Annotated in this window: 21 protein-coding genes and 1 pseudogene; 9 read left to right on the top strand and 13 right to left on the bottom strand. The window is 30.5% G+C overall.

The features are described 5' to 3' along the window. Window positions 1-5: 5 nt before the first annotated feature. From MOV50_RS08440 to MOV50_RS08425, 4 genes are read right to left on the bottom strand one after another with little or no spacing between them, the layout of a single operon-like run. Complete coding sequence (locus tag MOV50_RS08440) at window positions 6-284, bottom strand: peptidylprolyl isomerase (protein WP_321777468.1); 279 nt, start codon at window positions 282-284, stop codon at window positions 6-8. A 43-nt stretch (window positions 285-327) separates the two neighbouring features. Continuing rightward, window positions 328-717 (bottom strand): DUF6858 family protein, encoded by a 390-nt coding sequence (locus tag MOV50_RS08435; protein ID WP_321777467.1) that lies wholly within the window; start codon window positions 715-717, stop codon window positions 328-330. Window positions 718-763: 46 nt separating this feature from the next. Then, window positions 764-2,383 carry a GMC family oxidoreductase gene (locus MOV50_RS08430; RefSeq protein WP_321777466.1) on the bottom strand — a complete coding sequence of 540 codons (1,620 nt, stop codon included), beginning with the start codon at window positions 2,381-2,383 and terminating at the stop codon, window positions 764-766. Then, window positions 2,380-2,880 carry a gluconate 2-dehydrogenase subunit 3 family protein gene (locus tag MOV50_RS08425; RefSeq protein ID WP_321777465.1) on the bottom strand — a complete coding sequence of 167 codons (501 nt, stop codon included), beginning with the start codon at window positions 2,878-2,880 and terminating at the stop codon, window positions 2,380-2,382. Before MOV50_RS08425 ends, MOV50_RS08430 begins: the two co-directional genes overlap by 4 nt. A 329-nt stretch (window positions 2,881-3,209) precedes the next feature. On the opposite strand from MOV50_RS08425, the gene modA reads away from it, so the two are divergent. From modA to MOV50_RS08380, 9 genes are all read left to right on the top strand, one after another. Continuing rightward, a complete protein-coding gene (gene modA / locus MOV50_RS08420) occupies window positions 3,210-3,947 on the top strand; it encodes a molybdate ABC transporter substrate-binding protein (protein WP_321777464.1) in 738 nt (245 codons plus the stop codon). Next, window positions 3,944-4,339: a TOBE domain-containing protein gene (locus MOV50_RS08415; protein WP_321777463.1), complete on the top strand. Its 396-nt coding sequence runs from the start codon at window positions 3,944-3,946 to the stop codon at window positions 4,337-4,339. The genes modA and MOV50_RS08415 overlap by 4 nt, the downstream gene beginning before the upstream one ends. Continuing rightward, window positions 4,339-5,028 (top strand): molybdate ABC transporter permease subunit, encoded by a 690-nt coding sequence (gene modB / locus MOV50_RS08410; RefSeq protein WP_321777462.1) that lies wholly within the window; start codon window positions 4,339-4,341, stop codon window positions 5,026-5,028. The genes MOV50_RS08415 and modB overlap by 1 nt, the downstream gene beginning before the upstream one ends. 42 nt (window positions 5,029-5,070) lie before the next feature. Then, window positions 5,071-5,352 carry a type II toxin-antitoxin system Phd/YefM family antitoxin gene (locus tag MOV50_RS08405; protein WP_321777461.1) on the top strand — a complete coding sequence of 94 codons (282 nt, stop codon included), beginning with the start codon at window positions 5,071-5,073 and terminating at the stop codon, window positions 5,350-5,352. A gap of 116 nt (window positions 5,353-5,468) precedes the next feature. Continuing rightward, window positions 5,469-7,304 carry an AAA family ATPase gene (locus MOV50_RS08400; protein WP_321777460.1) on the top strand — a complete coding sequence of 612 codons (1,836 nt, stop codon included), beginning with the start codon at window positions 5,469-5,471 and terminating at the stop codon, window positions 7,302-7,304. Beyond that, window positions 7,301-8,254: a hypothetical protein gene (locus MOV50_RS08395; protein ID WP_321777459.1), complete on the top strand. Its 954-nt coding sequence runs from the start codon at window positions 7,301-7,303 to the stop codon at window positions 8,252-8,254. The genes MOV50_RS08400 and MOV50_RS08395 overlap by 4 nt, the downstream gene beginning before the upstream one ends. A gap of 70 nt (window positions 8,255-8,324) precedes the next feature. After that, a complete protein-coding gene (locus MOV50_RS08390) occupies window positions 8,325-9,140 on the top strand; it encodes a KilA-N domain-containing protein (protein ID WP_321777458.1) in 816 nt (271 codons plus the stop codon). Further along, window positions 9,137-9,973, top strand: coding sequence for an ABC transporter ATP-binding protein (locus MOV50_RS08385; RefSeq protein WP_321777457.1), 837 nt, complete (start codon window positions 9,137-9,139; stop codon window positions 9,971-9,973). The genes MOV50_RS08390 and MOV50_RS08385 overlap by 4 nt, the downstream gene beginning before the upstream one ends. Before the next feature lie 18 nt (window positions 9,974-9,991). Then, a complete protein-coding gene (locus MOV50_RS08380) occupies window positions 9,992-10,465 on the top strand; it encodes a globin (RefSeq protein WP_321777456.1) in 474 nt (157 codons plus the stop codon). Here MOV50_RS08380 and MOV50_RS08375 read toward each other — a convergent pair. The 9 genes and pseudogenes from MOV50_RS08375 to glyQ form a co-directional block, all read right to left on the bottom strand. Further along, window positions 10,462-10,779, bottom strand: a complete 318-nt coding sequence (locus MOV50_RS08375; RefSeq protein WP_321777455.1) for a cupin domain-containing protein — start codon at window positions 10,777-10,779, stop codon at window positions 10,462-10,464. The two genes, MOV50_RS08380 and MOV50_RS08375, sit on opposite strands and share 4 nt — an antisense overlap. Next, window positions 10,766-11,560, bottom strand: coding sequence for an AmmeMemoRadiSam system protein B (gene amrB / locus MOV50_RS08370; RefSeq protein ID WP_321777454.1), 795 nt, complete (start codon window positions 11,558-11,560; stop codon window positions 10,766-10,768). Before amrB ends, MOV50_RS08375 begins: the two co-directional genes overlap by 14 nt. Next, window positions 11,560-12,546, bottom strand: a complete 987-nt coding sequence (gene amrS / locus MOV50_RS08365) for an AmmeMemoRadiSam system radical SAM enzyme (RefSeq protein WP_321777453.1) — start codon at window positions 12,544-12,546, stop codon at window positions 11,560-11,562. Before amrS ends, amrB begins: the two co-directional genes overlap by 1 nt. Beyond that, window positions 12,527-13,099 carry an AmmeMemoRadiSam system protein A gene (gene amrA / locus MOV50_RS08360; RefSeq protein ID WP_321777452.1) on the bottom strand — a complete coding sequence of 191 codons (573 nt, stop codon included), beginning with the start codon at window positions 13,097-13,099 and terminating at the stop codon, window positions 12,527-12,529. Before amrA ends, amrS begins: the two co-directional genes overlap by 20 nt. Window positions 13,100-13,126: 27 nt before the next feature. Beyond that, a complete protein-coding gene (locus MOV50_RS08355; RefSeq protein ID WP_321777451.1) occupies window positions 13,127-14,377 on the bottom strand; it encodes an ATP-dependent DNA helicase in 1,251 nt (416 codons plus the stop codon). Window positions 14,378-14,469: 92 nt separating this feature from the next. Next, complete coding sequence (locus MOV50_RS08350; RefSeq protein WP_321777450.1) at window positions 14,470-15,363, bottom strand: helix-hairpin-helix domain-containing protein; 894 nt, start codon at window positions 15,361-15,363, stop codon at window positions 14,470-14,472. Between the two features lie 3 nt (window positions 15,364-15,366). After that, window positions 15,367-16,482 carry a restriction endonuclease gene (locus MOV50_RS08345; protein ID WP_321777449.1) on the bottom strand — a complete coding sequence of 372 codons (1,116 nt, stop codon included), beginning with the start codon at window positions 16,480-16,482 and terminating at the stop codon, window positions 15,367-15,369. Next, window positions 16,472-17,427: pseudogene (locus tag MOV50_RS08340) on the bottom strand (DNA cytosine methyltransferase). The gene MOV50_RS08345 and the pseudogene MOV50_RS08340 overlap by 11 nt, the downstream one beginning before the upstream one ends. 91 nt (window positions 17,428-17,518) lie before the next feature. Beyond that, window positions 17,519-18,403 carry a glycine--tRNA ligase subunit alpha gene (gene glyQ, locus MOV50_RS08335; RefSeq protein WP_321777448.1) on the bottom strand — a complete coding sequence of 295 codons (885 nt, stop codon included), beginning with the start codon at window positions 18,401-18,403 and terminating at the stop codon, window positions 17,519-17,521. Window positions 18,404-18,474: the final 71 nt, after the last annotated feature.

Genomic DNA, 18,474 nt, shown 5'->3' with positions numbered 1-18,474 from the left:
GTAAGTTATCCTCTACTTGTAACTTCTAGTAAATGATAACCAAACTGAGTTTGGACAGGTCCATAAAGAACACCAACATCACCTTTAAATACTACTTCATCAAATTCTGGAACCATTTGACCAGGACCAAATTTACCTAAATCTCCACCAGCTGAAGCAGATGGACATTGAGAGTTTGCTTTTGCAACATCTTCAAAAGAAGCTCCGTCTTCTATCTCTGTTTTGAGTGTATTACACACTTCTTCACTATCTACTAATATATGTCTTGCAGTTGCATAAGCCATTTATATTTCCTTTTTTTTAATTACGAAATTCTACTCTAAAATATTAAATATTTACTATTGATTTTGCCCATTTTTCCATAATATGCGTCATTTCTTCTCTTGGAGGCTCTAAAAAATCTATTAAAAAAGTATCTTTAGTTTCACAAACTCCAAAACTTCTTGGTCTTGCTGCTAAGATTTTACTATTTGGTATAGCTTTTCCAAAACAAAAGATTAAATTTTGCGCATCTATGAGTTTTTCATTAATTTCTCCACCGATGCTTTTTGTATGCGTATATTGGTCAAAAACAGATATAAAAACTGCTACTTTATGTCCATCTATAAGAGTTTTTAAATACTCAATTATTTCATTAACATTTTTATAACTAGTTTCACTTTTTTTAATTTCCAGACTAAAAACTGGATATTTTTCCATTAAGATTGTTTTTTGCACTTCATTTCCTTATAATTATAATAAATAAATACTATCATTTTCTTGTTTAACTCTTCATAATTTTTTTGAGATGCTCTGCCACTCTAAATGAATTTGCATAAATTGTCCAAGTATATGGAACACTTCCACCTGTTGGCATAAAGGAGGCATCTGTCACATAAAGATTTTCCAAGTCATGTGCTTTACAGTTTTTATCTAAAACAGAAGTTGAAGCATCATCACCAAAACGACAACCCCCTGCTACAAGATTTGGTGGAGGAGAGTCAGATATAGAAGTAACAATCTCACTTGCTCCCATACTTTTTAAAACTTTCTCTGCTCTAGATGCTAAATGCTTTCCAACCTCAACATCTCTTTTGTGTCCATATAAGTTTATGGCTCCAACTGCAACACCATATTTGTCTTTCACCTTATCATCAATACTAACAAAATTATAATCAGTAGGAAGCCAATCATTAAAAACTTCAAAGGTTAATACTCTTGATGTTGTTAAAGTCTTATGTATCTTTTGCTGAAGTTTTTCTCCCCACATGATGTTTCCGTCATCATCATAAAACTCTCTACTCGCACGAGAGATTATATTTTGATGTTCAAAAAGAAAGTCTATGGTTCCGCCTTTGTATTTTACTCCACCTTTATCATACTCATACCAGTCTTGAAGTGAACGGTTAAAAAACAATCCAGCTTGCATAAGTTCTTTAAAGTCATTATCACTTAAGTTTTCTTTTTTTATGCGACCTGTTCCACTTCCACCACCTGAGAAAATTAGATTTTTTCCAACTTCTTTAGAGTTATTTGCTAAACCATCTGGAAAATATTTATTTTTTGAGTTTAGGAGTAGTCTTGAACTCTCTATTGCTTGAGCTGCTAAGACAAAGATTTTTGCTTTTATGGAGTGACTTTTTTTATCTTTATCATAGTAATGCACTTGTGTGACCTTTGATTTGTCACTATCTATCTTATAAACAAATGCTTCACTAATTATTTCTACATTACATTTTTGAAGTAGAGCTGCTCTTGCACTTCCTTTTGCCCCAGTTGCACAAGGATAACTTCCACAAAAATTTGAATATGAACAACTATTTCTGCCAAGTATTGGAGCTGAAAGTATCGCTCTTGGTGTTGCAAAACTTTTATAACCTAGCTCTTTACATGATTTATCAAACCACTTTGTTGCACCATTTACTTCTAAAGAATCTAGTCTCATACCATCTCCAGAAACACCAACAACTTCTTTTACTTTTTCATAGTACGGTTCTAGCTCTTCATAAGAAATCGGCCAATCAACTACATTAGCACCTTTTATCTCGCCATAAACACTTCTTAGTTTAAAATCATTTGGTTTCATTTTATGAAAATATCCACTCATAAGATTTGATGAACCACCAACCATAGAACCGTTCCAAAAGCTCCAGTTATACTCGGCTCCTTCAAATCTATCTATACTCCCATCTTCATTTCTAACATTTATGATATGTTGCTCATCTTTTAAAAGGGGTGTAAATTTATCTCTTCGTGAGATTGCAAGTTCATCTTTTGAAAAATCTTTTTCTGTATAGTATTTCCCCTTTTCTAAAACTACGACTTTATACCCAGCGTTTGAAAGTTCATAAGCAATTGGTGCTGCACCTGCTCCACTTCCAACTATACAAATATCATACTTCATAAAAGTACCTTTTTTGGTCGTGGTAATCCTGAAACATGATTCAACCATTTCCAGCCACTTTCATTTTTGTTGATGCCATAAATAGTATCGCCTAAAAGTGCTTCATATACAAAAGAGAGCATCTCATATATCCACTCTTCGCCCCACTCTTCTTTTGAAATGGATTTTAAAGTTTTTTGGCGTTCTTTAAAATCTAATGAAATATATGACTTTTTATAAAGTAGCTTAGCCTCTTCTTCTAACCATCTTGCCCCATTTTTTATATACTCTTTTGAACTATCACTCACTTTTGTATGTGTTAAAATAAGGCTCAAATATGCTCTTGCATTTAACTCATCAAACTTTGGAGCATCTTTAAAATCCCCATATAAATCTTGTTGAACAAGAGCTAAAGTATCTATGGTACTAGATGCTACAAGCCCAGTTGAAGTAAACAAACAAGTGCTTAAACCTAAGGCACTTAGCTTTAAAAATCTGCGTCTTTTTTTTAAATTCATATTATGGGAACCTCTAAAAACCCTTGTTTCCTCAGCATTATAGCAGATACGCTAATTCAAGGCGAAACTACGCAGGAGCTACGAGTAGCTTCAAGTGGTTTTAACGCAGTAGTAGAGTATCTGCTATATTGCCCGTAGGGAGACAAAAAGAGGAGCAATCTTGCACAGAATTTTTAATCGCCATAGCTATGGCTATGACTCAAAAAAAGTTCTGCACTATCTTACCCCTCTTTTTGTCTCTGAGGATGCAAGGGTTTTTAGAGGTACCCATATGCATTATAACTCTTATTTAGCTACAATTAGATAAACAAAAAAACTCAAGAGCATCTATGCAAAAACTATTTTTCATTTTTTTAATAAGCTTTTCTTTACTTAATGCAAGTAGCATAAAAGTAGCAGTTGCGGCAAATGTAAGTTATGCCATAAAAGATTTAACAAAAGAATTTAACAAAAGATTTCCAAATATAAAAGTCAAAATAATTCTTGGAAGCAGTGGTAAACTAACCGCACAAATCAGCCATGGCGCTCCTTATCAAGTCTTTATATCAGCAGATATGAAGTATCCAGATGCTTTATATAAACAAAAGATTGCCATTACAAAACCTAAGGTTTATGCTCTTGGCTCATTAGCACTTTTTTCACATAAAAAGATGGATTTAAGTGCTGGCATCTATGCCTTAAAAAGAGCAAATATATCTAAAATAGCTCTAGCAAATCCAAAAACTGCTCCTTATGGCATAGCGGCAAAAGAGGCTTTAACAAATGCTAAAATATACAAAAATTTAAAGAGTAAGTTTGTATATGGTGAGTCCATTTCTCAAACTGTATCTTACGCTGTAAGTGCAACAGATGCTGGCATTATAGCTATGTCATCACTCTACTCTAAAAATATGAAACATTATAAAAGAAAAGAAAATTGGATAGAGATAGACTCAAAACTCTATACTCCCATAAAACAAGGCATAGTTTTACTGCAAGAAAACAAAGATGCACGAGATTTTTATAACTTCTTACTATCTAAGGATGCTAAAAAAATATTTCAACTATATGGATATAAAACGCCATGAATACCTTTAAAGCAACAATCACAAAGATTCAAAATGTTGAGTGTTTAAATATTGTAAATTTTGACTTTGCCGAACATAATCTTAGTATGATGAGTTTAGACTTAAGTAAAAACTTACAAGTTGGGAGTGAGGTTGAAGTAACTGCAAAATCAACTCATATTGCAATAGCCAAGAATTTTGAAGGCACTCTTAGCTACTCAAATCAACTGAGCGCTAAAATCATCTCTATCAACGAAGCACAACTCTTAACTAGCATACAACTTTCTTGCTCAGACACAATATGTGAAAGTGTTATAACAACTAGCTCATCACAAAGAATGAACTTACAAGTGAACGATAATGTCACTCTTCTTATAAAAGCTAGTGAACTGTCCATAAAAAGAGTTTTATAGTGCTTGAAATCCTAAGTAACCTCGAACTAGCTCCTTTTTTACTCTCTTTTAAATTAGCTAGTATTACTACTTTTATACTTTTAATACTTTGTTTGCCTTTTGCTTGGTGGCTCTCTCAAACAAACTCAAAGAGTAAACCTTTACTAGAAGCTTTAACTGCCCTTCCAATAGTTCTTCCGCCATCTGTTATAGGTTTTTATATCTTAATCGCTCTTTCAAAAAACTCTCCTATTGGTGCTTTTTTTGATGAGTACTTTGGTATAGATTTGGTTTTTAACTTTAACGGACTTGTAATTGCAAGTTGTTTTTACTCTCTTCCATTTATGGTGCAACCTCTTCAAAGTGGTTTTGAAACAGTAAACAAAAACATGCTTGAAGCTTCATATATTAGTGGAAAAAGTAAGTTTGAGACCATTTTAAAAGTAGCCCTGCCAAACATGAAACCTGCTCTCATAAGTGCCATAATCATAACTTTTGCTCACACAGTTGGAGAATTTGGCGTAGTTTTAATGGTAGGTGGAAGCATCCCAGATGAAACAAAAGTAGCATCTGTTGCGATATATGAAATGGTAGAAATAATGGACTACTCTTCTGCGCATATCTATAGTGCTATCTTGCTTCTTATGAGCTTTTTAGTGCTTCTTAGTGTTTATATTTTTAATCATAAGCAGAAAAAGAATTTTTTATGATAAAATACACAATATATTACGGAATATTTCAAGGAGAATCTCATGGTATCATATGCTACAAATGAACTTATCCCATCATCTGAGTTTGCTAAAAGATTTGGAAGTTACTTAGCGCAGATAAAAGGCAATACAGTAGAAAAACTAGCTATTTTAAAAAACAACAAAGTTGAAGCAGTCATTGTCTCAAAAGATGAATATGAAGCGATGCAAGAAGCTCTTAAAAAGCAAGAAGCACAAGAAATCATGACATCAATCCAAAAAGGTTTAGACGATATACACAATGCTAAAGTAAAACCAATAGGCACATTGTGGAATGAGTTGTGATTGTTGAGTACAGTGAAAACTTTTTAAAAGAGGCTAAAAACTAAGTGACGAAGAGTTAAGAGCAATACTAAAAGATTTTTTCATAAACTAGCATAAAACAGGGGGAGAAACAGAATATGGAACTGGTTTATTTATGGGTAGAAGATTATAAAAACATAAAAAAGCAAGGCTTTAATTTTTCGCCTAGATTTGAGTGTAAGTTTGATGATGAAACAAAAGAATTAACAATAAATGAAAAAAAAGATTATGTAAGTATATTTCCTGAGAATATAAATGTTACTGCTATAGTTGGTGAGAATGGGAGTGGAAAAAGTAGTATTCAAAAATTAATTTTATTGATTCTATACTATTTTCAATTCAAGGATACCACAAAAGAAGAAGATGAAGAAATATATAGTAGAGTGGAACTTATAAAAGAACTTCACTGTACAAATATGTTTTTAATCTTTAAACCTGTAGACAATATTTGCCAAACAATAACTTTTAACATAGAATTAGAACCAAGCAGTAAATATGAAGCAATAGATGAAATAAATACCTTTACATTTTACTTAAACTATATGCTTGACACCCTTTATGATAATAGTCATGATAGTTGGTTGCATGATATATATCATAAAACAGATGATTACGGCACACCGTTATTAATTCAACCAAATAAATCGGATGGATATGAGCATACTGTTCATATAGATAATATTGATTCATTAATAAATAAACGCATTTTAGAAAACAAAGGCTATGCAACTAGTATATTTAGTCCAAATAAATGTCAAATTTACATGTATACAAATTTTCAAAATATATTTAAATATGATAATAAAAAAATGGCTCATTATACATTACTTAATAAACTAACTAGAATACTTAATGACTGTAATTTTTCTAGTACTGACTATGATGAAATAGATAAAATATTAGAACCATTTCTTGAAAATTTTGATTTTGAGTTTTGTAATTTATTATATATATACTTAAAAATATCCAGATTAGATGATACGTTTGATAAGGAACATCTTAACTTAGAATATGAGGGAACGGGGTCTCTTAGCAAAGAAGCTCTTCAAAGAATTGATTTTACAGAGGTAGTAAATAACTTTGACTATCCAGAATATAAACTTAAGAAAATCGAAGAAGCATTAGAGTTTCATAAAGAAAGTGTTTATAGCAATACTAATTTAATAACCTTTCTAAACGGTGAGAAATTAGATTTATCCAGCATGGAAGAATTTTACATTAACCTACCATCATGGATTGATATAATATTTTATGATTGTAACAAATCTTTTAAGTCATTAAGTAGTGGAGAAAAACTACTTTTTAGACTTATTATTGATATTACATATCAAATAAAGAAAATTAAGGAATATTATAATGGTATTACAATTTGTCTTGATGAAACAGAATTGGGGCTTCACCCTCAATGGCAAAAAGCCTATCTAAAACATATTTTAGAATCTATAAAAATTTATGTACAAAATGATTTTGTTATAAATATACTTTTTGTTACACACTCTCCATTTATATTATCAGATTTACCAAAAGAAAATGTAATATTTTTAAAAGATGGGAAGCAGGAATATCCATTTAAAGATAAACAAACTTTCGGAGCAAATATCCACACTCTCTTATCTCACGGCTTTTTTATGGATGGTGGACTTATGGGTGAGTTTGCAAAAGGTAAAATAAATGATATTAAAGTATTTTATGAAAAAGTAAACAAGAGTTCTAACCAAATAGTAGATTTTCAAAAAGAATATAATAGCAATATAAAAAACTTTAAACATATCCAAAAGATAATAGGTGAAGCATTTTTACAAACTATTATAAAAAACTATTTAGATGAATTAGAGCAAATATTTGATAATCAAAATTATAGCTTACGACAAAGAGAAAAACTTCTTGGTAACTTTACAAAAAAAGAACTACAAGAATATCTGGATAAACAATGACGAAGTTAAATTATTTTAATTATTTAAAAAAAGAAAAATTTAATTTTATAAAACAATATTATGTTGACTTAAATAATAAAAAATTTAAAAGTAAAGAATCTGCAGAAGAAGTATATAATCGATATTTGCAAAGTGGTACATTTAGAGATATCTTTAAAAATTATACTCTAAAGAATATAGTACTAGCTGATAACAATAAATTGAAAAATATTATTAATGACATTGATATTAAAATAAATAAACTTACAGAAAGAAAAAAGAAGAATCTTAAAGAAAAAATAAAAAAACTTTTTAAATATTCTGATAAGTTTCAAAAAGAAGTTTTAACTCCATTCTTTACAAATAATTTTAATTTTAAAACTTGTTTTTATTGTAATAAAGATTTTATAACTAATTTTGAAAAGGAAAATAATAAATTAGTTTCTACATTTCAACTTGACCATTTTTATGATAAAGGCAATTATCCATATTTAGCCCTCAGCTTTTATAATTTTATTCCATCTTGTCCAACATGTAACTCTTCAAAAGTAAAAGGAAGTGAAAATTGTTTTGAAACTTGTATCTCACCAAATGATAAAGATTTTAACTTTGAAAATAAAGTTAAGTTCAAGCTTCATTTAAATGAATCTTGCTTAGATTTACATGTAATAAGTGAAAAAAACGTAGATACAAAATTAAAAGAATATCATTCAAATGATTATGAAAAATATATTAAAATATTTAAACTAAATGAGAGATATAAAGCTCACAAAGATATAGTATTTGAAATGATTCAAAAAGCAGAATTGTATCCTGAAAGTAGGCTCAAAGAGTTACAAGATTTAACAGGAATACCTTTTCAACAAATAAAAAAAGATATTTTCAATTTAATAGATGAAAATGAAGATTTATCAAAAAAGCCTTTTAGTAAACTAATAAAAGATATTTCAGAAGAATTAGGATTAATATAACAAAATGCAATGCTTTTCAATAAAACAACTTTTTCATGTTAGACTTTATAAAAACATCAAGGTTGTATAAATGGAAACGATAAAAGTACTTGAGAATGAAGTTACAGTTATAAAAGTTCAGCAACAAGATTATATATCATTAACCGATATGTTAAAAGCAAAAGATGGTGATTTTTTTATATCGGACTGGCTTAGAAATAGAAATACTGTAGAATATTTAGGTATTTGGGAAAAGATTCATAATCCAGATTTTAATTACGGCGAATATGCCATAATTAAATCTCAAGTAGGGTTAAACAGCTACAAAATAAGTGTAAAAGAGTGGGCAAATAAAACCAACGCCATAGGATTAGTTGCAAAAGCTGGGCGATATGGCGGAACTTATGCACATAGTGATATAGCTTTTGAATTTGGTATGTGGATAAGTGCAGAGTTCAAGATTTATCTTATAAAAGAGTTTCAAAGACTAAAAGAACAAGAGCAAAAACAGTTAGGTTGGGATATAAAAAGAAACCTAACTAAGATAAACTATAGAATTCATACAGATGCTATTAAAAACAATATTGTTCCAAACCTACTCAACCAATCTCAAGTAAATTTTATATATGCTAGTGAAGCTGATATTTTAAATGTTTCCTTATTTGGACAAACTGCAAAAGAGTTCAGAGATAAAAATCCGAAATTAAAAGGAAATATAAGAGACACAGCAGATGTAGCGCAACTTGTATGCTTATCAAATCTTGAGAGTATGAATGCTTTGTTTATACAAGAGGGCATGAGTCAAGCTCAAAGACTTATAAAACTAAACCAAATAGCAATCAACCAAATGAAAATACTTTATGAAGATAAAACTGTACAAAAATTAGAAAGTGAAAATAAACAATGATAAAAATAAATATTAACACAGATATCCTCTCTTTAAAACTTGAGATAAATGAGGGTGACTTTATAGCTTTGAGTGGAAAAAGTGGAAGTGGTAAAACAACTCTTTTAAGAGTTTTAGCTGGACTTGAAACTGCACACGGAAATATTGAAGTAAATGGTGACTCTTGGCTAAGTGATAAAGTCAACCTTGCTCCACAAAAAAGAGAGATAGGTTTTATCTTTCAAGATTATGCTCTTTTTACAAATATGAGTGTTTTAAAAAATCTTCTCTATATGAACAATGACATAAAACTAGCGACTCATCTTTTAGACATTACAGAACTCTCTACAATGAAAGATAGACTTCCTTCCACTCTAAGTGGAGGGCAAAAACAAAGAGTTGCACTTTGTCGAGCTATGATGAACAAACCAAAACTTTTACTAATGGATGAACCTCTCTCAGCCCTAGATGCACAGATGCGGACTAAACTACAAAATGAACTTTTAACCCTACATAAAGAGTTTAAAACAACTACTATCATGGTAAGTCACGACCCAAGTGAGATATATAGACTTGCATCTAGAGTAGTAGTTTTAGAAGATGGGAAAATCATAAATGATGGAACTCCAAAAGATGTACTACTTAGAACTTCTGGAAGTCAAAAGTTTTCATTTTCGGGACAGATACTTGAGATAAAAAGAGTAGATGCCATCTTCATAGCCATCATTGCAATTGGTCAACAACTTGTTGAAGTTGTACTAAGTGATAGTGAAGCACAAGGTTTAGAAGTTTCTCAAATGGTTGAAGTTAGCACAAAAGCTTTTTCCCCTATACTAAGTAAAATAAATAAATAAAACTAAAAGGATTTACAAATGTCAAACTTTAAAATTACCTCAACTATTTTTGGTGAAAAACCAGATTTTCCTAAACCTAACCCTGAGTTTATGAAGGCTATTGGTGGAGAAAAAGGGATGGAAGAACTTTTTGATAAATTTTATGACATGGTGTCAGAGAGTGATATAGCACACTTTTTTCCTCAAGATAAAGAGGAAATGAATGAAGTTAAAAAACGAAATACTTTATACTTTATAGAGTTTTTTGATGGTTCAAAAAAATATTCAAGCCTTGCTGGTAAATCTATGGATGTTATCGATATGCATATAGGATTTTCTATAACTGAAAAAGCTAGATGGGCGTGGCTTGGAGTTGTAGAAGATTTACTAGAAGAACTTGATATCGATGATAGTTTAAAACAAGGTTTTTGGGATACATTCGAGAGCTTTAGTAAGTGGACTGTTAATCGCGACACTATTGTAAAATCATACGAAGATTTAGTACAACTTTAGTAATGCACTGCTAACCATATAGTTTTAAAATTTGGCTTTGTCCAAGAAACTCTATGCTTAGTTAAGGCTGGAATATTTATATAATCTCCAGCAAAAAGTTTAACTTCTTTAGAGTTTTCAAACTCTAAAATCGCTTCTCCTTGAATTAGCATAACCCACTCATCATCTTCTTGTTCATACCATTTTCCATCTGGCGTTACATGTCCATCTGAAATAATTCGTTCAATCTTTACTCCATCTTTTGACAATATTTCTTCAAAAGTTTCTTCTTTTATCTCAGTTGGGATAGATGCAAAAATATTAGACTTTTTCATTAAAATATCCACTCATATAGCCAACTACTCTTGAACTGTCACCACTGGCATCTGCACTTGTTCTGTAATCAAGTAAAGAAAAATCTAAAGAGAGTTTTTTTGCACTAATCATCATCGCTTGAACTCCTGTAATTCCACAAGCTTCACATCCGCTATGAAGCTTGTCAATATCTAGATTTTTTATCGCATCTAGGCAGATGGCATCTAAACTATTTGCTTCTTTTTGATTGTAAAAATGACTTAAATCTGTACTTATAATAACTCCACAGTTTTCATCTTCTAAAACAAAATCTATTATTTTACTAAGAAATCTGGCATCTACTTGCGAATAAACTAATTCAACAATCTTAACCTCATCAAGATAGTGTTTTATAAAAGGAAATTGCACCTCTGTACTATGCTCTTTATGAGCGCCATCAAAACAAGTTAGAGAAAATTTATCTCTTAACTTTTGTGCTAAATCGCTTCCATGTATATCTCCAAGTGGAGTTTTATAAGATTCAAAATTACAAAGGCTTACCCCACTAAACGCCACTCTATGCGAAGGACCTATCACTACAATATTTTTAATTTTACTATTTGCTAAAACTTTATAAGCAAGATTAGCACTATATCCTGAGTAAACATAACCAGCATGAGGAACGATAACAACTCTACTTTGTTTTGCATCTGTACTTATATTTTGTTCTTCAAGGTGCTTGTTAAAATGCTCAAAATATCTATGAAGTTCCACTTTAGCATCTGGATAAAAACTACCATTTACACTCATCTCTCTTTTCATTAAAAAACTCCTTTTATGCTACTTTGACACTTTATACATTTGTTGTTTTTTATATTTAACATCTGTGCCTTAAAGCCCTGTCTATCTATAAGTTTAGTATTACATTGCGAACAATAAGTGCTATTATCATTTAAAATATTTCCAAGATAAATATACTTTAAACCATAACTTTGCGCTATTTCTTTTACTCTTTGCAAACTCGCTTCACTAGTTCGTGGAGTGTCAAGCATCTTATAATCAGGATGAAAAGCACTTAGATGCCAAGGTATATCTACTCCTAATTTCAAAGAAATAAACTTTGCCATTTTATGGATTTCATCTTCACTGTCATTAATATCTGGGATGATTAAAGTTGTTATTTCTAGCCAAATATCACTATGAGCAAACTCTATCAAAGATGCCAAAACACCATCTAAGTCTGTTTTTAAAACCTTTTTGTAATACTCATGAGAAAAACTTTTTAAGTCGATATTAACAGCATCTACCCAACTCTTCATATCTTGCAAAACTTCTTTGGATTCATAACCACTCGATACAAACACATTTTTGATTCCATTTTCTTTAGCTAAAACTCCTATGTCTTTTGCATAAGGGTACCAAATAGTTGGCTCATTGTAGGTATAACTTATACTTTGTGTTTTATGTTTAAAAGCTAAGTCAACTATATCTTTAGGAGAATAATTTACGCTCTCATCAACAACAGAAATTTGAGATATGGAATGATTTTGACAAAAAGGGCAAGAAAAGTTACAACCAACTGTTCCAATAGAAAGTGATGAAGAAGAAGGCAAAAAATGATAAAGTGGCTTTTTCTCAATAGGGTCAATATGCAAAGTACTTGGATGTCCATAAGTTTTATTTACCAACTTTGCATCTATGTTAAAGTTCACTCCACATATAGCACTTTTGCCTTCTTTAAGAGTGCAGTAGTGTTTACATAAAAGGCAAGTTATATGGTTATCATCTTTATAGGCAAAGTATTTCATCAAAATCTTCTTGGATGTGTTCAACTTGATATGTGTAAATAGTTGGATGCTCATTATAAATGCTTTTTGTTGCTCCCGCCTTCATGCTTAGATGCTCCAAGAAAAGACTTGGTGTCGGTAATTGCTCCCAAACCTGAGGTAAAAATGTACCACTAAATCTTGAATGTTTTAAGATAAGTCCATCTATATTTGGTCTAATCTTTTGTAGTAAATCTTCATAATCCGTGTACTCTAAAATTTTTGGCTCACTTAAAAGAGAAACTTCAATATTTAAAGATGAAAATTCTTGTTTTGTTAAAGAGTTAAATCTAGGGTCAGAAAAACCTGCTGAAACTGCATTATGATTAAGGTCATCAAAAAGTGTTCTATGTGCGATAATAGAACCAATGCAACCTCTTAACTCTTTGTTATATTTTAGAGTTACAAAAACTGCTCCATTTTTTTTTAAATATGGATATTCTTTTAAAATACTATTTTCATCAAAAGTATAATTTTTATCTAGTTTATTTAATATGGCACTTTTTGCAATTTGTAGTAAAACTTTATCAAGCATAAAAACTCCTAATAAAGTATTATATTATTATAATTCTAAAAGGACAGTATCTCTACGAGTTGCTTCAAACTTTTTACATCCACTCTCAAAAGCCCCACTCTCGCCAATAAGAATACACTTATGTTTTGCTCTTGTTATAGCCGTATAAATAAGCTTTGTATTATGCATGATAAAGTGAGAAAAAGTCATAGGAATCACAACTATATCGTACTCCATTCCTTGGACTTTATGAATCGTTAAAGCATAAGACAACATTAGATGCGATTTCATTTCTTCATACTCATAAACCACTACTACATCTTCATTTGGGTAAAAAACAAACACTTGCTCATCATCTTCTTCTATCTTAAAAAGTAGTCCGCTCATACCATTAAAAATTCGTCTTTGATTTGAGTCTTCCCCAGTTTTAAAAGCATCACCACTCCATGAAGTCATATTTTCATTTTTAGTATGAACGACTTTATCCATTAGTCTAAATTCAACTCCACCCTTTTTTAAACATTTTTTCGGGTTTGGATTGAAATATTCTTGTAAAACTTTGTTTAAATTATTTGTCCCCAAAGTTCCACCTTTCATAGGCGTTATCACTTGAAAATAATTTAGATACTCTTTGATTTGTTTATTGTTAAGTCTGTATCTCGCTTTGTCTATTGACTCAACAACTTTATGCATTATCTCTGTGAGTATTTGAAGTGAATTATTTTCTCTTAACTCTTGAAGTTGTGTTTGAGAAAGTTCGTTTCTAAGTGTGTAATAATTTTGTATGCTTATGTCTATAAACTCAAAATCTTCATAAGTGTTTCTATACTCGGGAACAATTCCTTTTCGTATATCATTTGCTATGAGTGTTATAGCTTGGTCTTCACTTTGTCTGTATATCTTTGTAAGTTTTACAATAGGTGCTAACTCCAAACTAAGAACATCACTTAAAACATTTCCAGCACCTATGGGAGGAAGTTGTGCGTCATCTCCAACTATGATAACAATAGCATCTCTGTGAATTTTAGCCATTAACCTAGCAAAGAGAGGAGAGTTTATCATAGATGCTTCATCTATCAAAACAACTCCAAAAGGAAAGTAATCTCTGCCTTCGTATTTGACTAAAAGGCTCTGTATAGTAGCACTCTCATATCCTGTCGTATCAGCAATTCTTTGAGATGCTATGCCGCTTAAAGCACAAGTCATAATCTCTTTTTCTTCATATTTAGTATTTAATAACTCAAGTATAGTTTTTGAGGTTGTACTTTTACCTGTTCCTGCATAACCAACTAAAAACAAGATAGATGCACCCTCATTTATTTTCTGGACTGCCTCTTTTTGTTGTTCGCCTAAATCTAAATCACTCTTTGCAAAAAAATCATCTAAATCTTTTACAAAACCGCCACTATCTTTTTTGCTCTTTGTTTTATAGTGTCATATAGATATTTCTCAGCATCGTAGAGTCTTGCAGGAGAGAGTCTATCGTTTTTCATAATGACTATACTTGATTCACTGACTCTCTCAATAAGTGCTAATTCATATAGATGAGTTTTATCCACAAATCCAAGTAGTTCATTTAATCCAGAGAAAAGTATCTCTTTAGCTACACAACTATTACCCTGTTGCTCACAGTAGTTCATAAGTACAAAGTCCATAGCGGAACTTATACGATTTTCATCTTCACTCTCTACACCCATTTTAAGCGCTAATTCATCTGCTCTTTTAAAGCCTATACCGCTTATGGAAGTTAATATATAAGGATTATTTTTTATCTTTGTGCATGGTTCATCAACATCTTTCATGGCAGATGCTATGGTTGTAAGAAGAGTTTGTGAAACATCAAAAGGACTTAAAAACTCTCCAAGTTTTCTCATAGAGCGAAACTTTTTCCATGATGTTTGAATCTTTTTAAGTCGTTTTTCTTTTATGCCTTTAAACTCTAAAAGTCTTTGTATGTCATTATCTAAAATATTTATGAGTTCTTCGGAGCCAAACTGCTCTATCAATTCTGCTGAGAGTTTTTTTGTAAAACCTTTAACGATTTTATTTAAAAAGAAAAATAGTTGATTTTGATTGACTTTAATAGATTCAAATTTAAAAGTTTTACCATACTTTTTATGTTCTTCCCAGTAACCACTTAAGGTTATGGCAGAACTTTTTATATTTTTTACATCACTCTCTAAGTAGGTTCCACTTATTTTTTCACCACTTTTTAAACGTGCGATAAAAAAGCCCTCATCCTCAAAAAGGATGTGCTCTATTTGACCTATTATTGTTTCACTCAATATTTAATTACTTTCTAAATAATTTTCAAAACTGCCTAAAGATGCAAAGTTTATTTCAAAATTAATATTGTCAATTTTATCAATTCTCACAGAATCTACTCCTAATATTTGTAGCTTTTCATAAGTTACTAGTTCGCCTTCTTCTAAAGATAAAACATCTCTTAGTATCCATTGTCCTAACTCTCTATTAGAATATGACATTAACGCTTTACTATTATCTTGGCAAACTTTTACTTGTAGCACATCACCCTTTGGCAACTTAAGATTAAAGGGAGAATCTCTATCAGGAAAAAAAGCTGGTGATTTTTTATGAACATTTACTGGAATAGGAAGATACACTTCATTTTCATTTCTTAACCTGCCATTAGCATTCCATTGATTAAGACCACTTTTCTCATATACAGTTTTATTTTTTCCATACAACGGTAAGTAAACCGTATCTTTAATATTATTATCTGAACTATACAGCAATTCATTTTGTAAAATACAATTCCTAATATCTTCAAGTGGATTTTTTAAAATTTCTACATTAAATTCATCTAACAGACTACTTGTGTTAAACCTTTTTGTTAAAGTACTTTTTGAAATATTAAAAGAATAATCATGAATGGCATCATTAAATCTTATTGAGTTTTTTACTTTTTTTACATCAGTAATATTATCTATATCAACGTAATTCATATTTTCTTCATATAACTTAAAACTGTTTTCATCTCTTATCACACAATGATATATTGATTTATCAATTCCATATAAATTTTCAGTAAACTTTATTCTTTCATTTCTAAGTTCTGCTACTGCTTGAATTAATTTAGCAGGACTTTTATTTTCATATAATGGTTTGTCCTTATTAAATTCAGCAACCTTTTGAAAAGACTTATTATTACCTGCTAAAAATGTTTTCAGCCCAATGCCAATATTGTTTTTTATTGCGTCTAAAGCAACATCGCCTCTAGATAAATCATTAGCTGAAAATGAATTACAAAATATTTTTTCTGCTATTCTATAATATAAGTATGGAACATTAGAATCAGAAAATAGATTTGATAGACTACCTATTATTTTAAGTGAGTCTCGATATTCATTTTTTTTATTAATATCTTGTGACTCATAAAACATTTTTTATTTCTCTAGCTATTGACTCTATAACAGATACAGTAACTGAATTTCCAAACTGTTTATATAGATGAGAATCAACTGTATCGTTTGGTATTTTATAGTTTTTTGGAAACCTTGAAAATTAGCGCACTCTCTGGGAGTAAGCTTTCTAATCCCATGACTATCCTTAATAATTGGTACATTATGACCGCCAGTACCCATATTTGCAGTTAATGTTGGACAAACTTTACTTTTATTTTCTCTAACGTATTGTCGTCTCCATTGATAAATACTATTTTCATCAATAATATCATCTTTAATTTTCTCATATAAAGGTTTATTATTATAATAATATTTTTCATTAACATCTAATAGCAAACAGTCTCTAATTTTTTTAGATAATTTTATTTTTTTTGGGAATTTAAAGTTAACAGTATTATCTAAAAATGCAACTATATATATTCTTTCTCTATTTTGAGGTATTCCATAGTCTTTAGAATTAAGAACTTCTGAATAAACTTTATATCCTAAGTCTTCTAATGTTTTTTTGACAGTTTTGAAAGTATTTCCATTATCATGTCCTACAAAGCCTTTTACATTTTCTAAAAATAGAACCTTTGGTTTATGAAATTTAGCAATTCTAGCAACATCAAAAAATAGTGTTCCACGAGTATCTTCAAAACCTTTTCTATGTCCTGCTATACTAAATGCTTGACAAGGGAAACCCGCTAAAATAATATCATGCTTTGGTATATTTTTTTCATCTATCTTAGTAATATCACCATGAGGGGTATCGTTAAAATTTTTATAATATGTTTTTTGGGCATGTTTATCTATTTCAGATGCAAAAACAAAATTAGTGTTATTTTGAAATGCTTTTTCGAAGCCAAGTCTAATGCCACCTACACCTGCGAATAAATCTATAATATTATATTTATTTACAGAGTTGACTAAATCATTATTCATAAATTGATTCATATTTACATCCTTCATATATATTATAAATTTTACTATAAAATTATTTTAATATAAAATTATATGACAAACTGCCATATTTTTACGCTTTAACTCGCTCTAGTCTATCGGCTTCTTGTGCTTTATAAAGCTCTGCGCAACCTTTTGATAATTCACGAATCTTTAAGATGTAGTTTGCTCTTTCTGTTTGAGAGATTGCTTTTCTTGCATCTAGTACATTAAAAGTGTTAGATGCTAACATACATAAGTCATAAGCAGGTAGAGGAAGTCCAGCTTCAAGAGTTGCTAAACACTCTTTAGATTTTGCATTAAAATCAGCAAATAACATCTCAACATCTGCTACTTCAAAATTGTATTTTGAAAACTGGATTTCACTCTCTTTATGAACATCTTTATAAAGTGTTTTATTTCCATCTTTATCTTCATTCCAAACAATATCAAAAATATTATCAACACCTTGAAGGTACATAGCAAGTCTTTCTGTTCCATAAGTTATCTCAACTGCAACAGGATTACACTCTATCCCTCCAACTTGTTGAAAGTATGTAAATTGTGTAACCTCCATACCATTTAACCAAACTTCCCAACCAAGTCCCCAAGCACCAAGTGTTGGTGATTCCCAGTTATCTTCTACAAATCTAATATCATGCTGTGAAACATCAAGACCAAGATACTCTAATGATTTTAAATAAAGCTCTTGAATATTGTCTGGAGATGGTTTTATAAGCGCTTGAAACTGGTAATAACTTCCCAAACGATTTGGATTTTCTCCATATCGTCCATCAGTTGGACGACGAGATGGAGCTACATAAGCAACAGACCAAGGCTGAGAATCAAGTGAGCGTAAAAAAGTTGCAGGATGGAATGTTCCTGCTCCTGCTGGAATATCATAAGGCTGAACTATATTACAACCCTCTTTCATCCAAAATTCTTGAAGTTTAAGTAACATCTCGCTAAAAGTAATCATTTAAAAAGCCTATCTAGTTTTTTTGTAATTATATCGAAGCAATGCTTATATAAAAGATGATATAGTATCAA

It is taken from the genome of Sulfurimonas sp., assembly GCF_029027585.1.
GTDB lineage: Bacteria > Campylobacterota > Campylobacteria > Campylobacterales > Sulfurimonadaceae > Sulfurimonas.
Note: the sequence above shows the minus strand (reverse complement) of the source record. Positions and strands in the feature narration are given on the sequence as shown.